Here is a 17,371-nt window from a genome sequence, read left to right as displayed (position 1 = left end):
GATGGAAGCGTCAGACCTCCCAGAACGACTTGATAGGGATTTCAAGCTCCTTGATCTCTGGAGCCAGATTGCGAATGCGTGCCTCAACCTCAAGTGCGTGCGATCTGTAGTCTTCAAGTTTTATCAAGTCTTCAGACTCTTTGGATCGAAGCCACTTGAGGCTGTCTTCTATGTTGGAAATCGTCTCGGAAAGCTTGACCCCGATACCGATTAGTCGATCTCGTAAAGAACCTTCAACATGCGAGTTGCCTAGTGCGGACTGCAGATGGTCTCGGAGGTCTTGGGCCTCTAGGAGGACTCCGAGCAAGATCGAATGTGCTTCGGTTCTTTTTTCTGCAGCATTCACGCGGCGCGCGGTAGTGTGCGCTCTATAGCTCAACCAAAAGCTAAGGAGTGAGACGACTAGGGCTAGCAGGGCTATCTGATCTGATGCGCTCATAGATGACGATCAGTAGGTCTAACTTGATATAGGCCGCAAAAGTGCGGAACAGCATGGCTGGATATTCATCATGAGCACCTCTCCTGTTGCAACTAAGTGCATGTTTTGTAAAAGCATTCTTTCACATCACAACAACACTTTAATTTCCTCCACCCCACCCAACACCCAGGGCTATGTGGCGCGTACCCGGTAGCCGATTTGCTGGCCGCGCAGCGGACTGATGAGGCCACCGGGTATGCGCCACATGGCCCTGCGAACGCAAACCAAGCCACACAAAGCAAATAGATAATGGATGCACCATGCCCTACACCACCCTCATCTCCGTCGCCCAACTCCAAGCCCTGCAAGCCAGCGCCACACCCGCCGTCATCTTCGACTGCAGCTGTGACCTGATGCAGCCCGCGCAAGGCCCGGCACAGTACGCCGAAAGCCACATTGCCGGGGCGCTGTATGCACACCTGGACAACAACCTCAGCGCCAAAGGCGACCCGGCGACGACGGGTGCCGCCTCGGGCGGGCGCCACCCCCTGCCCTCGCGCGACACGTTCGCCGCGTGGCTGGGCAGCGTGGGCCTCAAGAACACCGACCAGGTGGTGGTGTACGACCGCCAGGGTGCCAACTACTGCGGCCGCCTGTGGTGGATGCTCCAGTGGCTGGGCCATGCGAATGTGGCGGTGCTGGACGGAGGCTTTCAGGCCTGGCAGGCGGCGGGCGGTGCCGTGGCCAGTGGTGCCGAGGCACCGCGTGCCGCCACCACCTTTGCCGTGGGCGACCCGCTGGTGACGCTGGTGGGCGTGGACACTGTGCTGCGCAACCTGGGCCAAAACCACCAGCACATCATCGACGCACGCGGCGCACCGCGTTTTCGCGGTGAGGTGGAGCCCATCGACCCGGTGGCGGGCCATATTCCGGGCGCGCTCAACCGCGTGTTCAGCAGCAACCTGGGGCCCGATGGCCTGTTCAAACCTGCCGCCGTATTGCGGGCCGAGTTTGAAGCCCTGCTGGGCGACCGCAAGCCCCAGGACGTGGTGCACCACTGCGGCAGCGGCGTGAGTGCCGTGCCCAATGTGCTGGCCATGCAGATTGCGGGCTTGGGCGGCACCGCGCTGTTTGCCGGCAGCTGGAGCGAGTGGTGCAGCGTGCCCACCCGTCCGGTCGCGCAGGGCTAGCCCGCGCCCCAAAACCCCCCGGCTTTCCCTGCCCTGCGGGCGGCACTACACTGCGGGACATGGTGCCCGAGCCTCTTCCTTCACACAGCCCGGACGGCAAGCCACTGCCCGATGCCCTGGTGTTGGCCGCGGTGCTGGGCATTGGTACGCTGTGCAGCTTGTTGGCCTTTGGGGGCCTGCGGCAGACCGAGACTCTGCGCCAGCAAAACATCCACACCGCCAGCGCACGCACCGTGCAGGATGTGCTGGAGCTGGACGTTCACCGCACCATAGAAGCCACCCACAACATCAGCCTGGTACTGGAGAGCCAGTCACAGGTACAGCGCAAACAGCTGGACTTGCTGAGCCGCCGCGTGATGGCCGACCTGCACACGCTCTCGGCCATCCGCTGGGTACCCACCGGCGGCAGCGAGGCCGCCCACGCGCAACAAGCCCGCGTGATGGGCCGACCCGTGGCCTCGGGAGTGTTTACGGTGGCCAGCCCCAGCCACGACGGTGCGGATGTACCCGCCATTGCCATTGCCGCCCCCGTCTACGAACGCGATGCGGCCACCGACTCCATCGTGCGCCACCAGGGCTTTGTGGAATCCATCGTGCCACTGCATGCCTTGCTACAGGACGCTGGCAACCGTGCCAACCTGGTGGGCATGGACCTGATGGTCTACGACCTGGAGGGCGGCACACGCGCGAACGACAAAGCAATCTATGCGCGCATAGACACCACCACCGACGCAGCAAACGCCCACCACGCCGACACCACGCACAACGATTTTGTGGTGGCACTGGATGTGGCCAGCCGCCCCTGGCAAGTGGTGCTGCATCCGCGGCCCGCGTTTTATGCAGACCTGACCTCCAGCTACGCGCCCTATGTACTGGGTGCGGGCCTGCTGCTCACCAGCCTGGTGGCGGCCGCGGTGTGGCGGGCGCAGCGCTACCGGCGCAGCATCGAATTTGCACGGCACCGTGCCTCACGCGCTCGCGAAGCTTTGGCTGTGGAGCAGCAGCGCCTGCAAAACATCATGGAAGGTACGGGGGTGGCGACATGGGAGTTCGACTACAGCACCCGGGTATTGCAGGTCAGCGAGCGCTGGGCCACCATGTCGGGCTACACCGTGGAGGAGCTGGGACCCGATTTGTACACCCGCTGGCTCGCGCTGACGCACCCGGATGACCTGAGCAAGTTCTTCCTGGCGCTGAACGACCACTACGCCGGCAAGACGCCCCACTTTGACTACGAATACCGCATTCGCCACCGGCAAGGCCACTGGATCTGGATTGGCTCACGCGCCCAGTTGCTGGAGCGCGATGCCGAGGGCAAACCGCTGCTCCTCGGAGGTACCAACCTGGAGATCACCGAACGCAAAGAGGCCGAAGAACGCATACGCCAACTCAATGCATCGCTGGAACAACGCATGCAAGAAGAGGCCACCCGCAGCGAAGCACGTGCCACGCTGGGTACGCTGATTGCGAGCGTCTCCCACGAAATGGGCACGCCCATGGGCAACAGCCTGATGACGGCCAGCACCCTGGCCGACCAGGCCAAACACTTCCAGGCCCTGCTGGATGCGGGCGCGCTGCGCCGTTCATCGCTGACCGAGTTCATTGCGCAGGTGCGCGAGGGCAATGCCTTGCTGATGCGCAACCTGGAGCGCGCGGTGACGCTGCTGAAGAACTTCCGCCAGGTGGCGGCCGACCAGGCCAGCGAACAGCGCCGCGAGTTCGACCTTCGCCAGGTGCTGGGCGAAGTGCTGCACACGCTGGCGCCCAGCCTCAAGCGCGAGGCGCATGTGGTGACGCTGGACGTGCCCGAAGGCATTGCCATGGACAGCTACCCCGGCCCGCTGGGCCAGGTAGTCATCAACCTGATCAACAACGCCTACTTGCACGCCTTTGAAGGCATGGCCCAGGGCACAGTACAACTGAAGGCGCAGGCTAGCGACAACGAGGTGACCCTGGTGTGCCAGGACAATGGCCGAGGCATTGCACCCGAGACGCTGGAGAAAATGTTCATGCCTTTCTTCAGCACCCGCATTGGCAGCGGCGGCACGGGCCTGGGCATGTTCATCGTGGATAACCTCGTCAAATCCACACTGGGCGGCAGCCTGAGTGTGGTCTCTACCTTGGGTGCGGGCACCACCGTCACCATCACGCTGCCGCGCGTGGCGCCGGCGCCGCACAGCGACGCCGACGACTAAACCAGCCTTAGTGCGGCTCGGCCACCACAGCGGGCAGCGTTGGCGCGGTCGGCTGGCGCAGCACCATGCGTTTGATGCGGCCCACAAAGTGTTCGATATCGTCCACGATGGTGAAGAAGCTGGGCGTGACCAACAGGCTCAGGATGGTGGAGGTGATCAGACCACCAATCACCGCTGCGGCCATCGGTGCACGGAAGCTGTTGTCGGCACTGCCCAGGCCAATCACCAGCGGCAGCATGCCGGCCACCATGGCAATGGTGGTCATGATGATGGGGCGCGCGCGCTTGTGGCAGGCATCCATCAACGCATCAAAACGGCTCAGACCATGCTCGCGCTGCGCCATGATGGCGTACTCCACCAGCAGGATCGAGTTTTTGGTGGACACACCAATCAGCATCACCAGCCCGATGAAGGACGGCATGGACAACATCTTGCCCGTGACCAGCAAGCCCATGAAGGCGCCACCAAAGGACAGGATCACCGCGGGGATGATGGAGATCGGGTGCAGGAAGTCCTTGAACAGCAGCACCAGCACGATGTAGATGCACAACACGCCGGTCAGCATGGCCATGCCAAAGCCGGCCACCATTTCGGCCTGCACTTCGGCGTCACCCACTTCAAGCTGCTGCACACCGGCGGGCATGTTCACGATGCTGGGCAACTTGGCCACGGCCTCGGTCACCTCGCCCAGCGGCACGCCGGAGAGCTCCACCTCAAAGTTCACGTTGCGCACCCGGTTCAGGCGGCTGATCACGGCGGGGCCGCCGGACATTTCGAGCGCCGCCACCTGGCTCAGCATGACCGGGCCTTTGACGCCGGGCACCATGAGGCGGCCCAGCAGTTCCAGGTCCTGGCGTGCATCGGTGTCGAGCTTGACCACGATGGGTACCTGGCGCTGGCTCAGGTTGAGCTTGGACAGGGCCGACTCATAGTCGCCCACCGTGGCGATGCGCAGGGTTTCGGCAATCGCGTTGCTGGTGACGCCCATGTCGGCGGCCTTGGCAAAGTCAGGGCGGATGGCGATCTCGGCACGCGTCAGGCTGGCGCTAGAACTGATGTTGCCCAGGCCGGGGATCTTGCGCAGGTCACGCTCCACCGCGGCAGCCGCTTGCGCCAGCGCGACGGGGTCCTCACCCTTCAGGGCCAGTTGGTACTTCTCGCCCGAGCCCCCCAGTCCCACCTTGAAACGGGCACCCGGCAACTCGGCCAGTGCTGCTCGCATCTGGCTCTCGATCACCTGCTTGACCGGACGCGCACCGCGCTCGTCCAGCAGCACGGTCAGCGTAGCCTTGCGCACCTCGGCCGTGGCACCGCCCTGGAAGGGGTCGGACCCCACCGCACCGCCACCAATGGTGGTGTAGATACTCTTCACATGCGCCACCTTGCCCACCAGGCTGCGTGCGTGTTCGGCTGCGGCATAGGTCTGCACCAGCGTGCTGCCCGGAGGCAGCTCCACATACACCTGGGTTTGCGAGTTGTCATCGGGCGGAATAAAACCACTGGGAATCAGCGGCACCAGAAACAGCGAGCCCACAAAGAAGGCCACGGCCGCGAACATGGTGGTCCAGCGGTGGGTCAGCGTCCAGCGTGTCATGCGCAGGTACAGCGGCATCCACACCGGCTCTTCGTGCACATGGGTGGAGGGTTTCATGATGTAGGCCGCCATCATGGGCGTGAGCACGCGGGCCACGACCAGCGAGGCAAACACGGCAAACACCGCGGTCCAGCCAAACTGCTTGAAGAACTTGCCCACCACACCACTCATGAAGGCGGTAGGCAGGAACACGGCAATCAGAGCAAAGGTGGTGGCAATCACGGCCAGGCCAATTTCGTCAGCCGCCTCCATCGCGGCCTGGTAGGGGGTCTTGCCCATGCGCAGGTGGCGCTCGATGTTCTCCACTTCCACGATCGCATCGTCCACCAAAATACCGATCACCAGCGACAGCGCCAGCAGCGTCACGATGTTGGTGGTGAAACCCATGTAGTTCATGCCGATGAAAGCCGGAATGGCCGACAGCGGCAGCGCCACGGCGGACACCAGCGTGGCGCGCCAGCTGCGCAGGAAGAACCACACCACAATCACCGCCAGCACCGCACCTTCGTACAGCATGGTCATGGAGGCATCAAACTCTTCCTGCACCGGGGTCACAAAGTCGAAGGCCTGGGTCAGCTCCAGATCGGGGTGCTGCGCCTTCAGGTCGGCCAGTGCCTTGGTCACTGCAGCGCCCACTTCCACTTCACTGGCGCCCTTGCTGCGGGTGATCTCGAAACCCACCACCGACTTGCCGTTGAGCAGTGCCAGGCTGCGCTGCTCGGCCACCGTGTCTTTGACGGTGGCCACTTCGTCCAAACGCACCCGTTTGCCGCTGGACAGGCTCAGCTCCAACTGCGACAACTCTTCCACCGTGGCCACCGTGGCCAGGGTGCGCATGGGTTGCTCCGATCCGCCCAGGTCGGCACGGCCGCCCGCGCTCTCGGTTTGCACCTGCTTGAGCTGGCGTGACACATCGGCCGCGGTGGCGCCCAGCGCCTGCAGCTTGAGCGGGTCCAGTGCCACCTGCACTTCGCGCGTGACACCCCCCACACGGGCCACCGAGCCCACACCGCGCACACCCAACAGAGCACGCGAAATGGTGTTGTCCACAAACCAGCTCAGCGCCTCATCGTCCATATTGCTGGAGCGGATGGTGAACGCCAGGATGGGCGCGCCCGACAGGTTCATCTTGCTCACGATGGGGTCGCGCACATCGCTGGGCAAATCGCTGCGCACGCTTTGCACCGCGCTGCGCACATCGTCCACCGCTTCTTGCGTGGGCTTCTCCAGGCGGAACTCGGCAGTCACCGAGACACTGCCATCCCGCACGCTGGTGTAGATGTTTTTCAGGCCCTGCAGCGGCGCAATGGCGTTCTCCAGCTTGCGCGCCACTTCGGTTTCCAGCTGCGCCGGTGCGGCACCGGGCAGGCTGGCAGACACGGTGACGGTGGGCAGCTCCAGGTCGGGGAACTGCTGCACCTTCATGGCGTTGAAGGACATGATGCCCGCCAGCGTCAGCAGCACAAACAGCATGACCGCCGGTATCGGGTTTTTAATCGACCAAGCAGAAACATTCATATGTTTTGCTCCTTATTTGCTAGCTGCTTGCGCAGGTTTGGCGGGGGCTACAGCCTCTTTTTGCTTGGAAACTGCCTTGGGCGCCTCCACCACCTTGACCAAGTCGCCCTCGCTCAGGAAGCTGCCGCCAGTGGCGACCAGCTTGTCCTCGGGCTTCACGCCACTCTGCACTTCAATCTGGTCGCCCACCACGCGGCCGGTCTGCACCTTGAGCTGGGCAATGCGATTGTCCGGGCCCACACGGTAGACGTAACTGAAACCATCACGCACCACCACGGCGGTCTGCGGCACGGTCAGCGCGCCGGAGCTGCCCAACTCAAACTCGCCCCGCGCATACATGCCGGGCTTGAAGGCTCCTGGAGCCGTCTTGCCACCGACCACAGCGCTGCTCAGGTCCACATAGACCAGGCCGTTGCGCGTCGCCGCGTCCACCGTGGGTGCCAGCATGCGCACGCGGCCCTTGACCTGCGCCCCTGTGGGCGAGGTGACCACCACGTTGGTGCCCACTGTGATGCGCCCCAGCTCGGCCGAGGTCACCTCCCCGCGCCACTCCAGGCGGCCCTGGCGGATCAGCTTGAACATCTCGGTGCCCGCCCCCACCACGGAGCCCACCGAGGCGGTGCGTGAGGAGATGGTGCCGCTGTCGGGGGCCAGCAGCTCGGTGTGCTTGAGGCGCAGCAGCTGCGCATCCAGCTGGGCCTTGGCCGACTCGACGCGCGCCTTGGCGGTGAGTTCGGCGGTGAGGTACTGGTTGACCTGTTGGGCGCTGAGTGCGCCGGTGCCCTGCACGGCACGGGCGCGGTCCGCGTTGGCCAAAGCTTCGGCTGCATTGGCCTGCGCTTCGGACACGGCTGCACGCGCCAGCGCCACGTCGGCCTGCACACTCTCGGCCGCAAAGGTGGCCAGCACCTGGCCCTTGCGCACGTTGTCGCCCACGGCGGCGTGCAGCTCCTGCACGCGCAGCCCGTTCACCTCGGTGCCCACACTGGCCTCTTGCCAGGCGGCCACGCTGCCGTTGGCGGCCAGCTTGATGGGCAACATCCCGCTTTGCGCCTGGATGGTGGTCACGGTGAGGGAAGGCTTGGCCACGGCACTGGCGCCAGGCTTGGCTGCATCCGCATCGGCTGCCTGGCTGCGGGTGGCAAACAGGCCCAAACCGGCCAGGGTGATCAGGCCGGCAGCCATCAGACCCAGGGTCAGGGGTTGGAAGGGAAGGCGGTTCATCAGACGGTTCATGGTGTGGTCTCGCTACAAATCAATCAAAGAGGGGGTTGCGTGGTTCAGTTGCCGGGCTCAAAGCCGCCGCCCAGCGCGCGGTACAGGGCCACCCACGCGCGGTTGCGCTCCAGCGCCAGCGCCAGCTGGGCCGACTGGGACGCCAGGGCCGAGCGGCGTGCGTCTTCCAGCTCCACCAGGCTGGCCAAGCCTTGGCCGTAGCGGCCTTCGGTGGCGGCCAGCGATTCGGCATACCCGCGGGTGGACACCTCGGCGTCCTGCTTGCGGGCGTCGGTGCTTTGCAGGTTGACCAGCGCCTCTTCCACCTCGCGCACGGCCTGGCGCACCTTGGCGCGGTACACGGCCACGGCCTGGGTGTAGTTGGCCTCGGCGGCCACCACATTGGCCTTGCGCGCACCGCCATCAAAAATCGGCAGGGTCAGCGCCAGCGGACCAAAGGACCAGGTGTCCAGATTGGTCTCAGTGCCCATGCTGCTGTAGCGCAGGGCCCCCACATTGCCGCTCAGGGTCAGGCGCGGGTAACGCTGGGCCTTGGCACTGCCCACCTGGGCACTGGCCACCACCACATCACGCTCAGCGGCAAACACATCGGGGCGCTGGGTGAGCGTCTGGGCGGGCACGCTTGCTATGGAAACAGGAGCTGCTTGCGCAGGTTTGGTGAGGGCTGAGGCCAGTTTTTGCTTCAAATCCACCTCGGGCACACCGGTCAGCGCCACCAGCGCCTTGGTGTCAATTTCGCAGGCGGCGGTTTGCTGCGTCACACGGCTGCTGCCATCGGCCGCACTGGCGCGGGCCAGGGCCGCCACAGACGGCGCGGTAAAGCCGGCCGTGGCACTGATGCCGGCCAGGCGGGCTGTCTCTTGGCGCGAGGCGGCGTCTTTGCGGGCCACCTCCAGCTGCTGGTAGCAGGTGGACAGGCTGTAGTAGGTGTTGGCCACCTCGGCGGCCACCGCCACGCGGGCATCGTGCCACTGGGCCTGGGTGCCCTGGAGCTGGGCGTCGGCGGCCTTGCTCACCGCGCGGTTGGCTCCTACCAGATCGAGCTCCCAGGCGGCTTGCAGACCAATGGTCTGCGTGGTGGCCACCGGCACATTGGGTTGGCTCACACCACGGCTGGCCGCCACGGAGGCATCCACCTTGGGCAACAGCGCGGCGCTGGCGGTGGTGCGCTGGGCCCGTGCGGACTCCACGCGGGCCATCGCCTGGGCCACCGAGGGGCTCACCGCCTGCGCGGCTTCAATCAGCGCCACCAGCACCGGGTCGCCCTGCTGCTGCCACCACTGGGACAGGCTGCCCACGGTGCCCTGGTGCGGCAGCGGCGCCTGCCACTGCGCGGTGACCGGGGCCTCCACCTGGGTGGCGGGCATGGTGATGGCGCAACCGGTCAGCGCCAGAGTCAGGACGGACAGCGTGGCCAGTCCAGGAACGCGTCGGGAATGGGGCAAATGCATGGTTGTGGGAGCTAGTAGGTAAGAGAAATCAGGACTGGGCAGGCACAGGCGGCAGGGCACGGCGCTGGCGCTCGCCCGCCACCATGGCCAGGGCGGCCTGCAGCATGTGGTCTGCATAGGCATCAATGGCTGCGGGCGAGCCAATCAGCGCGGGGCGGATGGCCTGGATGACGTCGCTGCCCACATGCAAGATCATGCCCAGCCCGACGATGGAAAACGCCAGGCGGTGCACATCGTCGTCGGCCTGTGTGACACCCAGATGGCGGCACAGCATCTGCACCAGCGCCATGTGTGCGGGCTTGATGTTGTTGTCGATCTCGGCCTGCCACAGGCCCGTGGGCTCCAGCATTTCACGGATGTGCAGCTTCATGCAGTTCTGCATGGCCACGCCGTTTTTCATGGGTTCGGTGAAGGTGTTGAGCATCGCGCGCAGCGATTCCGCCAGGCTTTGCGCGGGATGGTCGATGCTGGCGGGCTCCACGCTGGGGTTGCTGCGTGGATCGGTAAAGACCGCGCGGTACAGGCCGGCCTTGTCACCAAAGTAGTAGCTGATGGACGCCACATTGACCTGGGCCGCCAGCGCGATCTCGCGGGTGGAGGTCTTGGCAAAGCCTTTGTCAGCAAACAGCACCAGCGCAGCATCCAGCAAGCGGGTGCGGGCCTCTTGCCCATCGCTGCGCAGGGGCTTGGCCAAGGCAGCGGCGGGCAGGCCGGATTCGGGGTGGGGGACTGCGGACATGCCGCGGATTGTAGTGAGTTAAATCAAACGTTTGATTTAACTAGGCCCAAAAACCCATTTCAAAACGGGGTTTTGGGGGCTTCAGCAGGCGTAGGACTCGCGAAAACGGGCCTCGCCCCCGAAGCGGCATTGCCAGGCCTGTGCCGTCAGCTCCAACACTGCACCGTTGGCAAACCGCAGTTCCAGATGGTTGGGCACCATGCGCACCACTGGCAAGGGGATGGACAGCAGGGACTGCCCGTCTTGGGTCAGGCGCCCTTGCGCGATGCGCCCCGCAGCAAAGCCGTCCCACTGCTGGACCTGGGCCTGGTGCAGGTCCAGGATCACCCCTTGCGCGTAGCCCCAGGCCGATGGGGCCTCACCCGGCTGCGCGCCAAGGGCACGTGCCGTCACGGCGGACAAATGCAGCGTCACCCGGTCCGCATGCTGGTGTGCCTCGGAAACCTCACTCTCGCTGAGCTGCCACTCCCACATCAGCGAACCATCAATGTGCATGTGCCAGGCCACTCACCACGGTGACCAGCGCGATACCCGCCATCAGCCAGGCAATCTGGGCCGTGGTTTCACGGGCGCTCAATCGCTTCTGCAACTGGGGGATCAGGTCGGCCAGGGCCACATAAATGAAACTGCTGGAGGCCACGACCAGAAAAAACGGCAGGTAGTCCTGCAACTGCTCCACCAGCCAATACCCGCTGAGCCCGCCAATGGCGGTAACCGCCCCGGCCAGCGACACCTTGGTCAGCGCTGCACGGCGGCTGGCCGTGCCAGCCCGCAGCACCACCAGGTCCCCCATGTGGTGTGGCACCTCATGGGCCAGCACCGCCAGCGAGGCAATCACGCCCAGCCGCATGTCGGCCATAAACGCAGAGGCAATCAGCACCCCATCGCCAAAGCAATGCACGCTGTCGCCCGCCAAGACAGCCCAGGTACCCGCCATGGACCGTTCGGGCTGCGCCGGGCGGTGGGCATGTGCGTGCCCGTGGTGCAGATGGCCATGGTCGTGCCCATGGCCATCATCGGTGTGGTGGTGTTCATGGCCGTGGTGCCAGAGCTCGGCCTTGTCCAGTAAAAAGAAGAAGACCAGCCCCACCAGCAGCACCAGGAACAGGTCCCGCGCACCGGCCTGGCTCTCAAAGGCTTCCGGCAGCAAATGCATGAAAGCGGTGGCCATCAGGGCGCCGGCTGCCAGGCTCAACATGTGCTGGGTATAGCGCCCCAGTGCCCCAAAACTCAGGGCGGCAGCCAGCCACACACTTCCTATGCCGGCCGCCAAGGTGCCCATCAAAATCGCAATCAGAGTCAAGCCACGCCCTTTGTCTTGAACCAGGCCAGCGCGCGGGCAAAACCGTCTTCTGCCGCATCTTTGCGGTAACTGGGGCGGTAATCAGCATGGAAGGCATGGGGCGCTTGCGGGTAGACCACAAACTCCGAAGCCTGTGCTGCTGCATTGCCCTTGGCTGCGGCCAATGCTTCTTTCATTTCATTCACCGTGGTCAGCGGAATACCGCCATCCTGCCCGCCATACAAACCCAGCACCGGCGCCTTCAATGAAGCAGCCAGCTCCAGCGGGTGCTTGGGATTGACCGCATTGCTGGCACCGACCAAACGGCCGTACCAGGCCACACCGGCCTTGACGTTTTTGCTGTGCGCGGCATACAGCCAGGTGATGCGACCGCCCCAGCAGAAACCGGTGACAGCGACCTTCTTCACGTTGCCACCGTTCTCACCCGCCCAGGCCACTGCCGCGTCCAGATCACCCATCACCTGGTCATCCGGTACCTTGGACACCACTTCAGCCAGCAACTTGCCGATGTCGGTGTACTTGGCAGCGTCGCCTTGGCGGGCGTACAAATCGGGAGCGATAGCGAGATACCCTGCTTTGGCGAAGCGGCGGCAGGTATCGGCGATGTACTCGTGCACGCCAAAAATCTCTTGCACCACCAGCACGATGGGCAGGTTCTTTTTGCCCTCGGGGGCAGCGTAATAAAACGGTACGGTGGAGCCATCCACATCAAAAATGCCCTCCCCCGCGGCAAGACCGGTGGCCGGTGTCTTGATGGCGGTCTGCGCCTTGATGGGCATGGCAGTGGCGGCGTACCCCACCCCCAATGCAGTTTTCAGGGCGGTGCGACGGGTGGCGCCGGCTTCGGTGGAGCTGCCAGGCAGCAGGGAGTTGACTTGGCTCTTCAAAGCATCAAACACGGAATTCTCCTCGGGTTGTAAAGACGCAACCCGCAGTGTAGGCACAAGCCCAAATCGGATGCACTGTGCGGGTCTTTGGCGGACCCGCGCAAGCTCAGAAAGTTTCCCAGTCGTCGTCACCTCCGGCTGGGGTGACGCGGGTCGTGGTCTGGGGCACCACCTTGGCAGTGGTGTTGACCACGGGCGGTGGAGTGCGGGGTGCGGGCTTCTTGGCAGGAGCCCCCTTGGCGACCACCGGCTTGGGTGTCGCGGCACGTGCCGCGGGGCCGGCATCGCTACCGCCCCGACGCTCGGGGCCTTTGAAGGGGGGCACCTTGGGCGTCGCCGATCGCACGGGCACCGCGGCCAGCTCCACCCCATGCGCAGACACAGCCCCCACCTTGAACACGGCCACGGCCTGCTTCATGCGGTCGGCCTGCTCGCGCAGGCTTTCCGCCGCCGCAGCACTTTCTTCCACCAGCGCGGCGTTCTGCTGCGTCATCTGGTCGAGGTTGCCAATGGCTTTGTTCACACCGGCAATGCCTGAGCTCTGCTCGTTCGCTGCCGCGGTGATTTCGCCAATCACATCGGCCACGCGGCGCACACTTTGCACGATCTCCTGCATGGTGGCACCGGCATCGGTCACCAGCTTGGTGCCCGACTCAACCTTCTCCACCGAGGTGCCGATCAGGCCCTTGATCTCTTTGGCCGCTTCGGCGCTGCGCCCAGCCAATGAGCGCACTTCACTCGCCACCACCGCAAAACCACGGCCCTGCTCACCCGCACGCGCGGCTTCCACGGCTGCGTTCAGGGCCAGGATGTTGGTCTGGAAGGCGATGCCATCGATCACGCTGATGATGTCGCTGATCTTCTTGCTGCTGGCGTCAATTTCCTGCATGGTGCTGACCACCTGGGTCACCACCTCACCGCCGCGCTGGGCCACGCTAGAGGCACTGGCGGCCAGCGCGCTGGCCTGACGGGCGTTGTCGGCACTTTGCTGCACGGTGATGGTCAGGCCATCCATGCTGGAGGCCGTGGCCTGCAGATTGCTGGAGGTCTGCTCGGTACGCTGGGCCAGGTCGTTGTTGCCGGTGGCAATTTCGGCGCTGGCAATGGCGATGCTGTCGGTGCTGCTGCGCACCTGCGACACCATGCCGGCCAAAGACTCGTTCATGGTGCGCAAAGACACCAGCAAGGTGCCAAATTCGTCGGCACGGTTGGTGGAGATCACCGAGCTCAGGTCGCCCTGGGCAATACGCGCTGCCAGGTCATTGGCCTGGGCCAGGGGCTCGCGGATCGAGCGCACCAGCCAAGCCGTGCCCGCGAAGATCGCCGCAACAATCACCGCCAAGCCCACCATGATGCCCAGACTATTGGTGCCCCGGCGTCGCTCGGTGTCTTCTTTGGCGTCATGCAGCTGCTTTTTCTGCAACTCCACCATTTCTTTCTGGGCCGCAATGTAGGCAGACATGGCGGGAAGGTATTGGCCGTTCATGATCTTCAGGGCCTCGTCGGGATTGCCGCCGGTCTTGGCATCGCGGGCCTTGGTGCGCAGTTCAATCACTGATTTGCGCAGATCGCCTATTTTTTTCATCTGCGCCTTGTCCGCCTCGGTCAAGGGCATGCCTTCGATTTTCTTCTGCAACTCGCTGATCTGGGCCGAGGTCGCGTTGATGGGCTCTTTGAACGACTCATTCACCGCGTTGCCCTCTGCCAGCATGATGGCCTGGTTGCGCGCCGCGTTGGTCATGGTCAAACCATTCCACTCTGTGGAGATTTGCACCAACTCTTCCATCTGGGACTGTTTCGCTCGCCCCTCGGACAGAATGTTTGCGCTACGCAACAGCCCCACGATGGCTACCGCACAAATGCCGACAATCACCAGCAGGATAAATGCCCACAACTTGGTGGCAATCTTCAGTCCATTGAGTCCCATACGTCGACCTCTTTAGTTTAGTTATCCATATCCATGCGACAGGGGGCGTCGCCAGCCGATCGTCTACCTTAATGGGCCTGATCCCAATTAGGGCCAACCCCAACTTCAGCCAGCAGTGGCACCTTGAGCGCCGCCACCCCGGCCATCAGGCGGGGGATCTCCGTCTTGAGCCAGTCCACCTCGGCCTCCGGCACCTCAAACACCAGTTCATCATGCACTTGCATGATCATCTTGGTGCCCCTATTTTGCGCATCCAATACTTGCTGCACCTTGACCATGCTCAATTTGATCAAATCGGCTGCCGTGCCCTGCATGGGCGCGTTGATGGCAGCCCGCTCCAGCCCCGCCAACTGCGCCCCCTTGGCGGACTGGATACCCGCCAGTTGCAGGCGCCGGCCAAACACCGTTTCCACATACCCCTGCTCTTTGGCCAGCGCGCGGGTGGACTCCATGTACGCCTTGACGCCCGGATAGCGCTCGAAGTAGCGCGCGATGTAGTTTTTGGCCGCCGTGTTGTCGATGCCCAGATTGCGCGCCAGACCAAATGCACTCATGCCGTAGATCAGGCCGAAGTTGATGACCTTGGCGTAGCGGCGCTGCTCGCTGCTTACCTGGTCCACCGGCACCCCAAACACTTCGGCAGCGGTGGCGCGGTGCACGTCCAGTCCGTCGTGGAACGCTTTGAGCAAGGCCGCATCGTCGCTGATATGCGCCATGATGCGCAGCTCGATCTGGCTGTAATCGGCACTGGCAATCACCTTGCCCGGCGCCGCCACAAAGGCTTCACGCACGCGCCGACCTTCTGCGGTGCGGATCGGGATGTTTTGCAGGTTCGGATCATTGCTGGAGAGGCGCCCGGTCACCGCCACGGCCTGTGCGTAGTGCGTGTGCACGCGGCCTGTGCGCGGGAGCGCCAGCAGGGCCAGCTTGTCGGTGTACGTCCCCTTGAGCTTGGACAGGCTGCGGTGCTCCAGCAGCTTGGCCGGCAGCGGGTAGTCTTCGGCCAACTTCTCCAACACCTCTTCGTCGGTACTGCGCGCACCGGTCGCGGTTTTCTTGACCACGGGCATGCCCAGCTTGTCAAAGAAAATTTCGCCCAGCTGCTTGGGGCTGCTGAGGTTGAACGGTTGCCCTGCAATCTCGTAAGCCTCGGTCTCCAGCTGCAAGATGCGCTGGCCCAGTTCATGGCTTTGGGTGGCCAGTGTGGGGGCATCAATCAGCACCCCATTGCGTTCGATGCGGTACAGCGCTTCGCTGCTGGCAATCTCGAGTTCGTAGATGAACTTCAGCTTGTCATCAGCCTCGAGCTGCGGCCACAACGCCAGGTGCACGTCCAGCGTCTGGTCCGAGTCTTCGCAGGAATACTCGGAAGCCTTGGCGATGTCCACCTGGTCAAAGCCGATCTGGTGGGCACCCTTGCCACACAGGTCTTCAAAGCTGATGCCACTGCGACCCAGGTGGCGCTCGGCCAGGCTGGACAGACCGTGCGGCATGTGCACTTCCAGCACATAACTTTGCAGCATGGTGTCGTGCACATACCCCTGCACCTCGATGCCATGGTTGGCGAACACGTGGCGGTCGTATTTGATGTGCTGGCCCAGTTTTTTGGCCAGCGGGTTTTCCAGCCAGGGCTTGAGTTTGGCCAGTACCTCGTCGCGGTTCAGTTGCTCGGGTGCATCGGGGTAGCGGTGGGCCAAGGGAATATAGGCCGCGTGGCCAACTGCCAGGCTGAAGCTGATGCCCACAATCTCGGCGCGCATTTCGTCCAGCGAAGTCGTTTCGGTGTCCAGCGCCACCAGCTCGGCCGCCTGCAACTTGGCCAGCCAGGCATCAAACGCCTCCCAGGTCAGCACGGTGTCGTAGTTCAGGTTGCTGGCGCGGGGGGCGGGTTCTGCCGCGGGATCGGTGGGTTCGTCAAACAGGCCCGGCGCAGCGGTGGACGCTTTGGCAGCTTTGGATGGCTTGGCCGCAGGCGCAGGTGCATCCCCGCCACCACCGCCCAGAGACTTGGCCAGGCCCTTGAAGCCATATTTCTCATAAAAAGTGACCAGAGCCTCCGTATTCTCTGCGCCAACAGCTATCGAATCCATAGCAGGCAGATCGGGCAGCCAGTCTTTCAAATCACAATCGGTCTTGATGGTCAGCAGGCTGCGGCCCGTGGGCAGCCAGTCCAGCGTCTTGCGCAGGTTCTCGCCCACCACACCGCCAATCTTGTCCGCGTTGTCCACCACGGCCTGCAGCGAGCCGTATTCCAGCAGCCACTTCACCGCCGTCTTGGGGCCCACCTTGGGCACACCCGGCACGTTGTCCACGGTGTCGCCGACCAGGTTCTGGTAGTCCAACATCAGGTGGGCGGGAATGCCGAACTCCGCCTGCACGCCGGCCAAGTCGCGGCGTTTGCCGTTCATGGTGTCGATGATGGTGATGTGTTCGTTGACCAGCTGGGCCAAGTCCTTGTCACCGCTGCTCACGATCACCTCGATGCCCTGGTTGGCCGCGGCAACCGCCAGCGTGCCAATCACGTCGTCGGCCTCCACGCCGGGCACGTCCAACACGGTCCAACCCAGATGACGCACAACCTCGTGAATGGGCGCAATCTGGCTGCGCAAATCGTCGGGCATGGGGTCGCGGTGCGCCTTGTATTCGGGGTAGATCGCGTCGCGGAAGGTGGGGCCCTTGGCGTCGAACACGCAGGCCACGTAATCGGCCGGCACTTCCTTGCGCAGGCTGTTCATCATGTTGATCATGATGCGGATGGCACCGGTCTTTTGCACCGTGCCGTCAGGCAGCTTGATGCTCATGGTCTCGCCACCGGCAAAAAAAGCGCGGTACAGGTAGCTGGAACCATCGACCAGCAGCAGGGTTTTACGGGTTTCACTCATAAAGCTATTGTGCCCCCACGCTCCGCCGCTG

12 protein-coding genes are annotated in these 17,371 nt (G+C 63.8%); 2 read left to right on the top strand and 10 right to left on the bottom strand.

Features of this window, described 5'->3' with window-relative positions:
* Positions 1-10: 10 nt before the first annotated feature.
* Entirely contained in the window at positions 11-346 is a 336-nt protein-coding gene (locus AC3WS7_RS13585) for a hypothetical protein (RefSeq protein ID WP_492656726.1), read from the bottom strand.
* Between the two features lie 392 nt (positions 347-738).
* On the opposite strand from AC3WS7_RS13585, the gene AC3WS7_RS13580 reads away from it, so the two are divergent.
* Positions 739-1,608 (top strand): sulfurtransferase, encoded by an 870-nt coding sequence (locus AC3WS7_RS13580; protein WP_492656725.1) that lies wholly within the window; start codon positions 739-741, stop codon positions 1,606-1,608.
* 59 nt (positions 1,609-1,667) lie between these two features.
* Positions 1,668-3,803, top strand: coding sequence for an ATP-binding protein (locus tag AC3WS7_RS13575; protein WP_492656724.1), 2,136 nt, complete (start codon positions 1,668-1,670; stop codon positions 3,801-3,803).
* A 7-nt stretch (positions 3,804-3,810) separates the two neighbouring features.
* Here AC3WS7_RS13575 and AC3WS7_RS13570 read toward each other — a convergent pair whose 3' ends face one another.
* The 9 genes from AC3WS7_RS13570 to polA form a co-directional block, all read right to left on the bottom strand.
* A complete protein-coding gene (locus AC3WS7_RS13570; protein ID WP_492656723.1) occupies positions 3,811-6,915 on the bottom strand; it encodes an efflux RND transporter permease subunit in 3,105 nt (1,034 codons plus the stop codon).
* 12 nt (positions 6,916-6,927) lie between these two features.
* The gene (locus AC3WS7_RS13565) at positions 6,928-8,151 is read right to left on the bottom strand and encodes an efflux RND transporter periplasmic adaptor subunit (RefSeq protein WP_492656722.1); all 1,224 of its coding nucleotides are present in this window, start codon (positions 8,149-8,151) and stop codon (positions 6,928-6,930) included.
* A gap of 44 nt (positions 8,152-8,195) precedes the next feature.
* Positions 8,196-9,602: an efflux transporter outer membrane subunit gene (locus tag AC3WS7_RS13560; RefSeq protein ID WP_492656721.1), complete on the bottom strand. Its 1,407-nt coding sequence runs from the start codon at positions 9,600-9,602 to the stop codon at positions 8,196-8,198.
* A gap of 28 nt (positions 9,603-9,630) precedes the next feature.
* The gene (locus AC3WS7_RS13555; RefSeq protein WP_492656720.1) at positions 9,631-10,341 is read right to left on the bottom strand and encodes a CerR family C-terminal domain-containing protein; all 711 of its coding nucleotides are present in this window, start codon (positions 10,339-10,341) and stop codon (positions 9,631-9,633) included.
* Between the two features lie 81 nt (positions 10,342-10,422).
* Positions 10,423-10,836: a hypothetical protein gene (locus AC3WS7_RS13550; protein WP_492656719.1), complete on the bottom strand. Its 414-nt coding sequence runs from the start codon at positions 10,834-10,836 to the stop codon at positions 10,423-10,425.
* On the bottom strand, positions 10,826-11,644 hold the full coding sequence (locus AC3WS7_RS13545) for a ZIP family metal transporter (protein ID WP_296470337.1): 819 nt from the start codon (positions 11,642-11,644) through the stop codon (positions 10,826-10,828). Before AC3WS7_RS13545 ends, AC3WS7_RS13550 begins: the two co-directional genes overlap by 11 nt.
* Positions 11,641-12,543 carry a dienelactone hydrolase family protein gene (locus tag AC3WS7_RS13540; RefSeq protein ID WP_492656718.1) on the bottom strand — a complete coding sequence of 301 codons (903 nt, stop codon included), beginning with the start codon at positions 12,541-12,543 and terminating at the stop codon, positions 11,641-11,643. The genes AC3WS7_RS13545 and AC3WS7_RS13540 overlap by 4 nt, the downstream gene beginning before the upstream one ends.
* Positions 12,544-12,637: 94 nt before the next feature.
* Complete coding sequence (locus tag AC3WS7_RS13535; protein ID WP_492656717.1) at positions 12,638-14,458, bottom strand: methyl-accepting chemotaxis protein; 1,821 nt, start codon at positions 14,456-14,458, stop codon at positions 12,638-12,640.
* 68 nt (positions 14,459-14,526) lie between these two features.
* Positions 14,527-17,340 (bottom strand): DNA polymerase I, encoded by a 2,814-nt coding sequence (polA, locus tag AC3WS7_RS13530; protein ID WP_492656716.1) that lies wholly within the window; start codon positions 17,338-17,340, stop codon positions 14,527-14,529.
* Positions 17,341-17,371: the final 31 nt, after the last annotated feature.

Source organism: Rhodoferax sp. EU05-FHT12H12 (genome assembly GCF_058791215.1).
This window is presented reverse-complemented; position numbering and strand designations above follow the sequence as displayed.

What these genes read in the sequence shown, in the direction of transcription:
- AC3WS7_RS13580 (WP_492656725.1), top strand. Translation starts at nt 739, where the DNA reads ATGCCCTACACCACCCTCATCTCCGTCGCCCAACTCCAAGCCCTGCAA.
- AC3WS7_RS13575 (WP_492656724.1), top strand. Translation starts at nt 1,668, where the DNA reads ATGGTGCCCGAGCCTCTTCCTTCACACAGCCCGGACGGCAAGCCACTG.
- AC3WS7_RS13570 (WP_492656723.1), bottom strand. Translation starts at nt 6,915, where the DNA reads ATGAATGTTTCTGCTTGGTCGATTAAAAACCCGATACCGGCGGTCATG.
- AC3WS7_RS13565 (WP_492656722.1), bottom strand. Translation starts at nt 8,151, where the DNA reads ATGAACCGTCTGATGAACCGCCTTCCCTTCCAACCCCTGACCCTGGGT.
- AC3WS7_RS13560 (WP_492656721.1), bottom strand. Translation starts at nt 9,602, where the DNA reads ATGCATTTGCCCCATTCCCGACGCGTTCCTGGACTGGCCACGCTGTCC.
- AC3WS7_RS13555 (WP_492656720.1), bottom strand. Translation starts at nt 10,341, where the DNA reads ATGTCCGCAGTCCCCCACCCCGAATCCGGCCTGCCCGCCGCTGCCTTG.
- AC3WS7_RS13550 (WP_492656719.1), bottom strand. Translation starts at nt 10,836, where the DNA reads ATGCACATTGATGGTTCGCTGATGTGGGAGTGGCAGCTCAGCGAGAGT.
- AC3WS7_RS13535 (WP_492656717.1), bottom strand. Translation starts at nt 14,458, where the DNA reads ATGGGACTCAATGGACTGAAGATTGCCACCAAGTTGTGGGCATTTATC.
- polA (WP_492656716.1), bottom strand. Translation starts at nt 17,340, where the DNA reads ATGAGTGAAACCCGTAAAACCCTGCTGCTGGTCGATGGTTCCAGCTAC.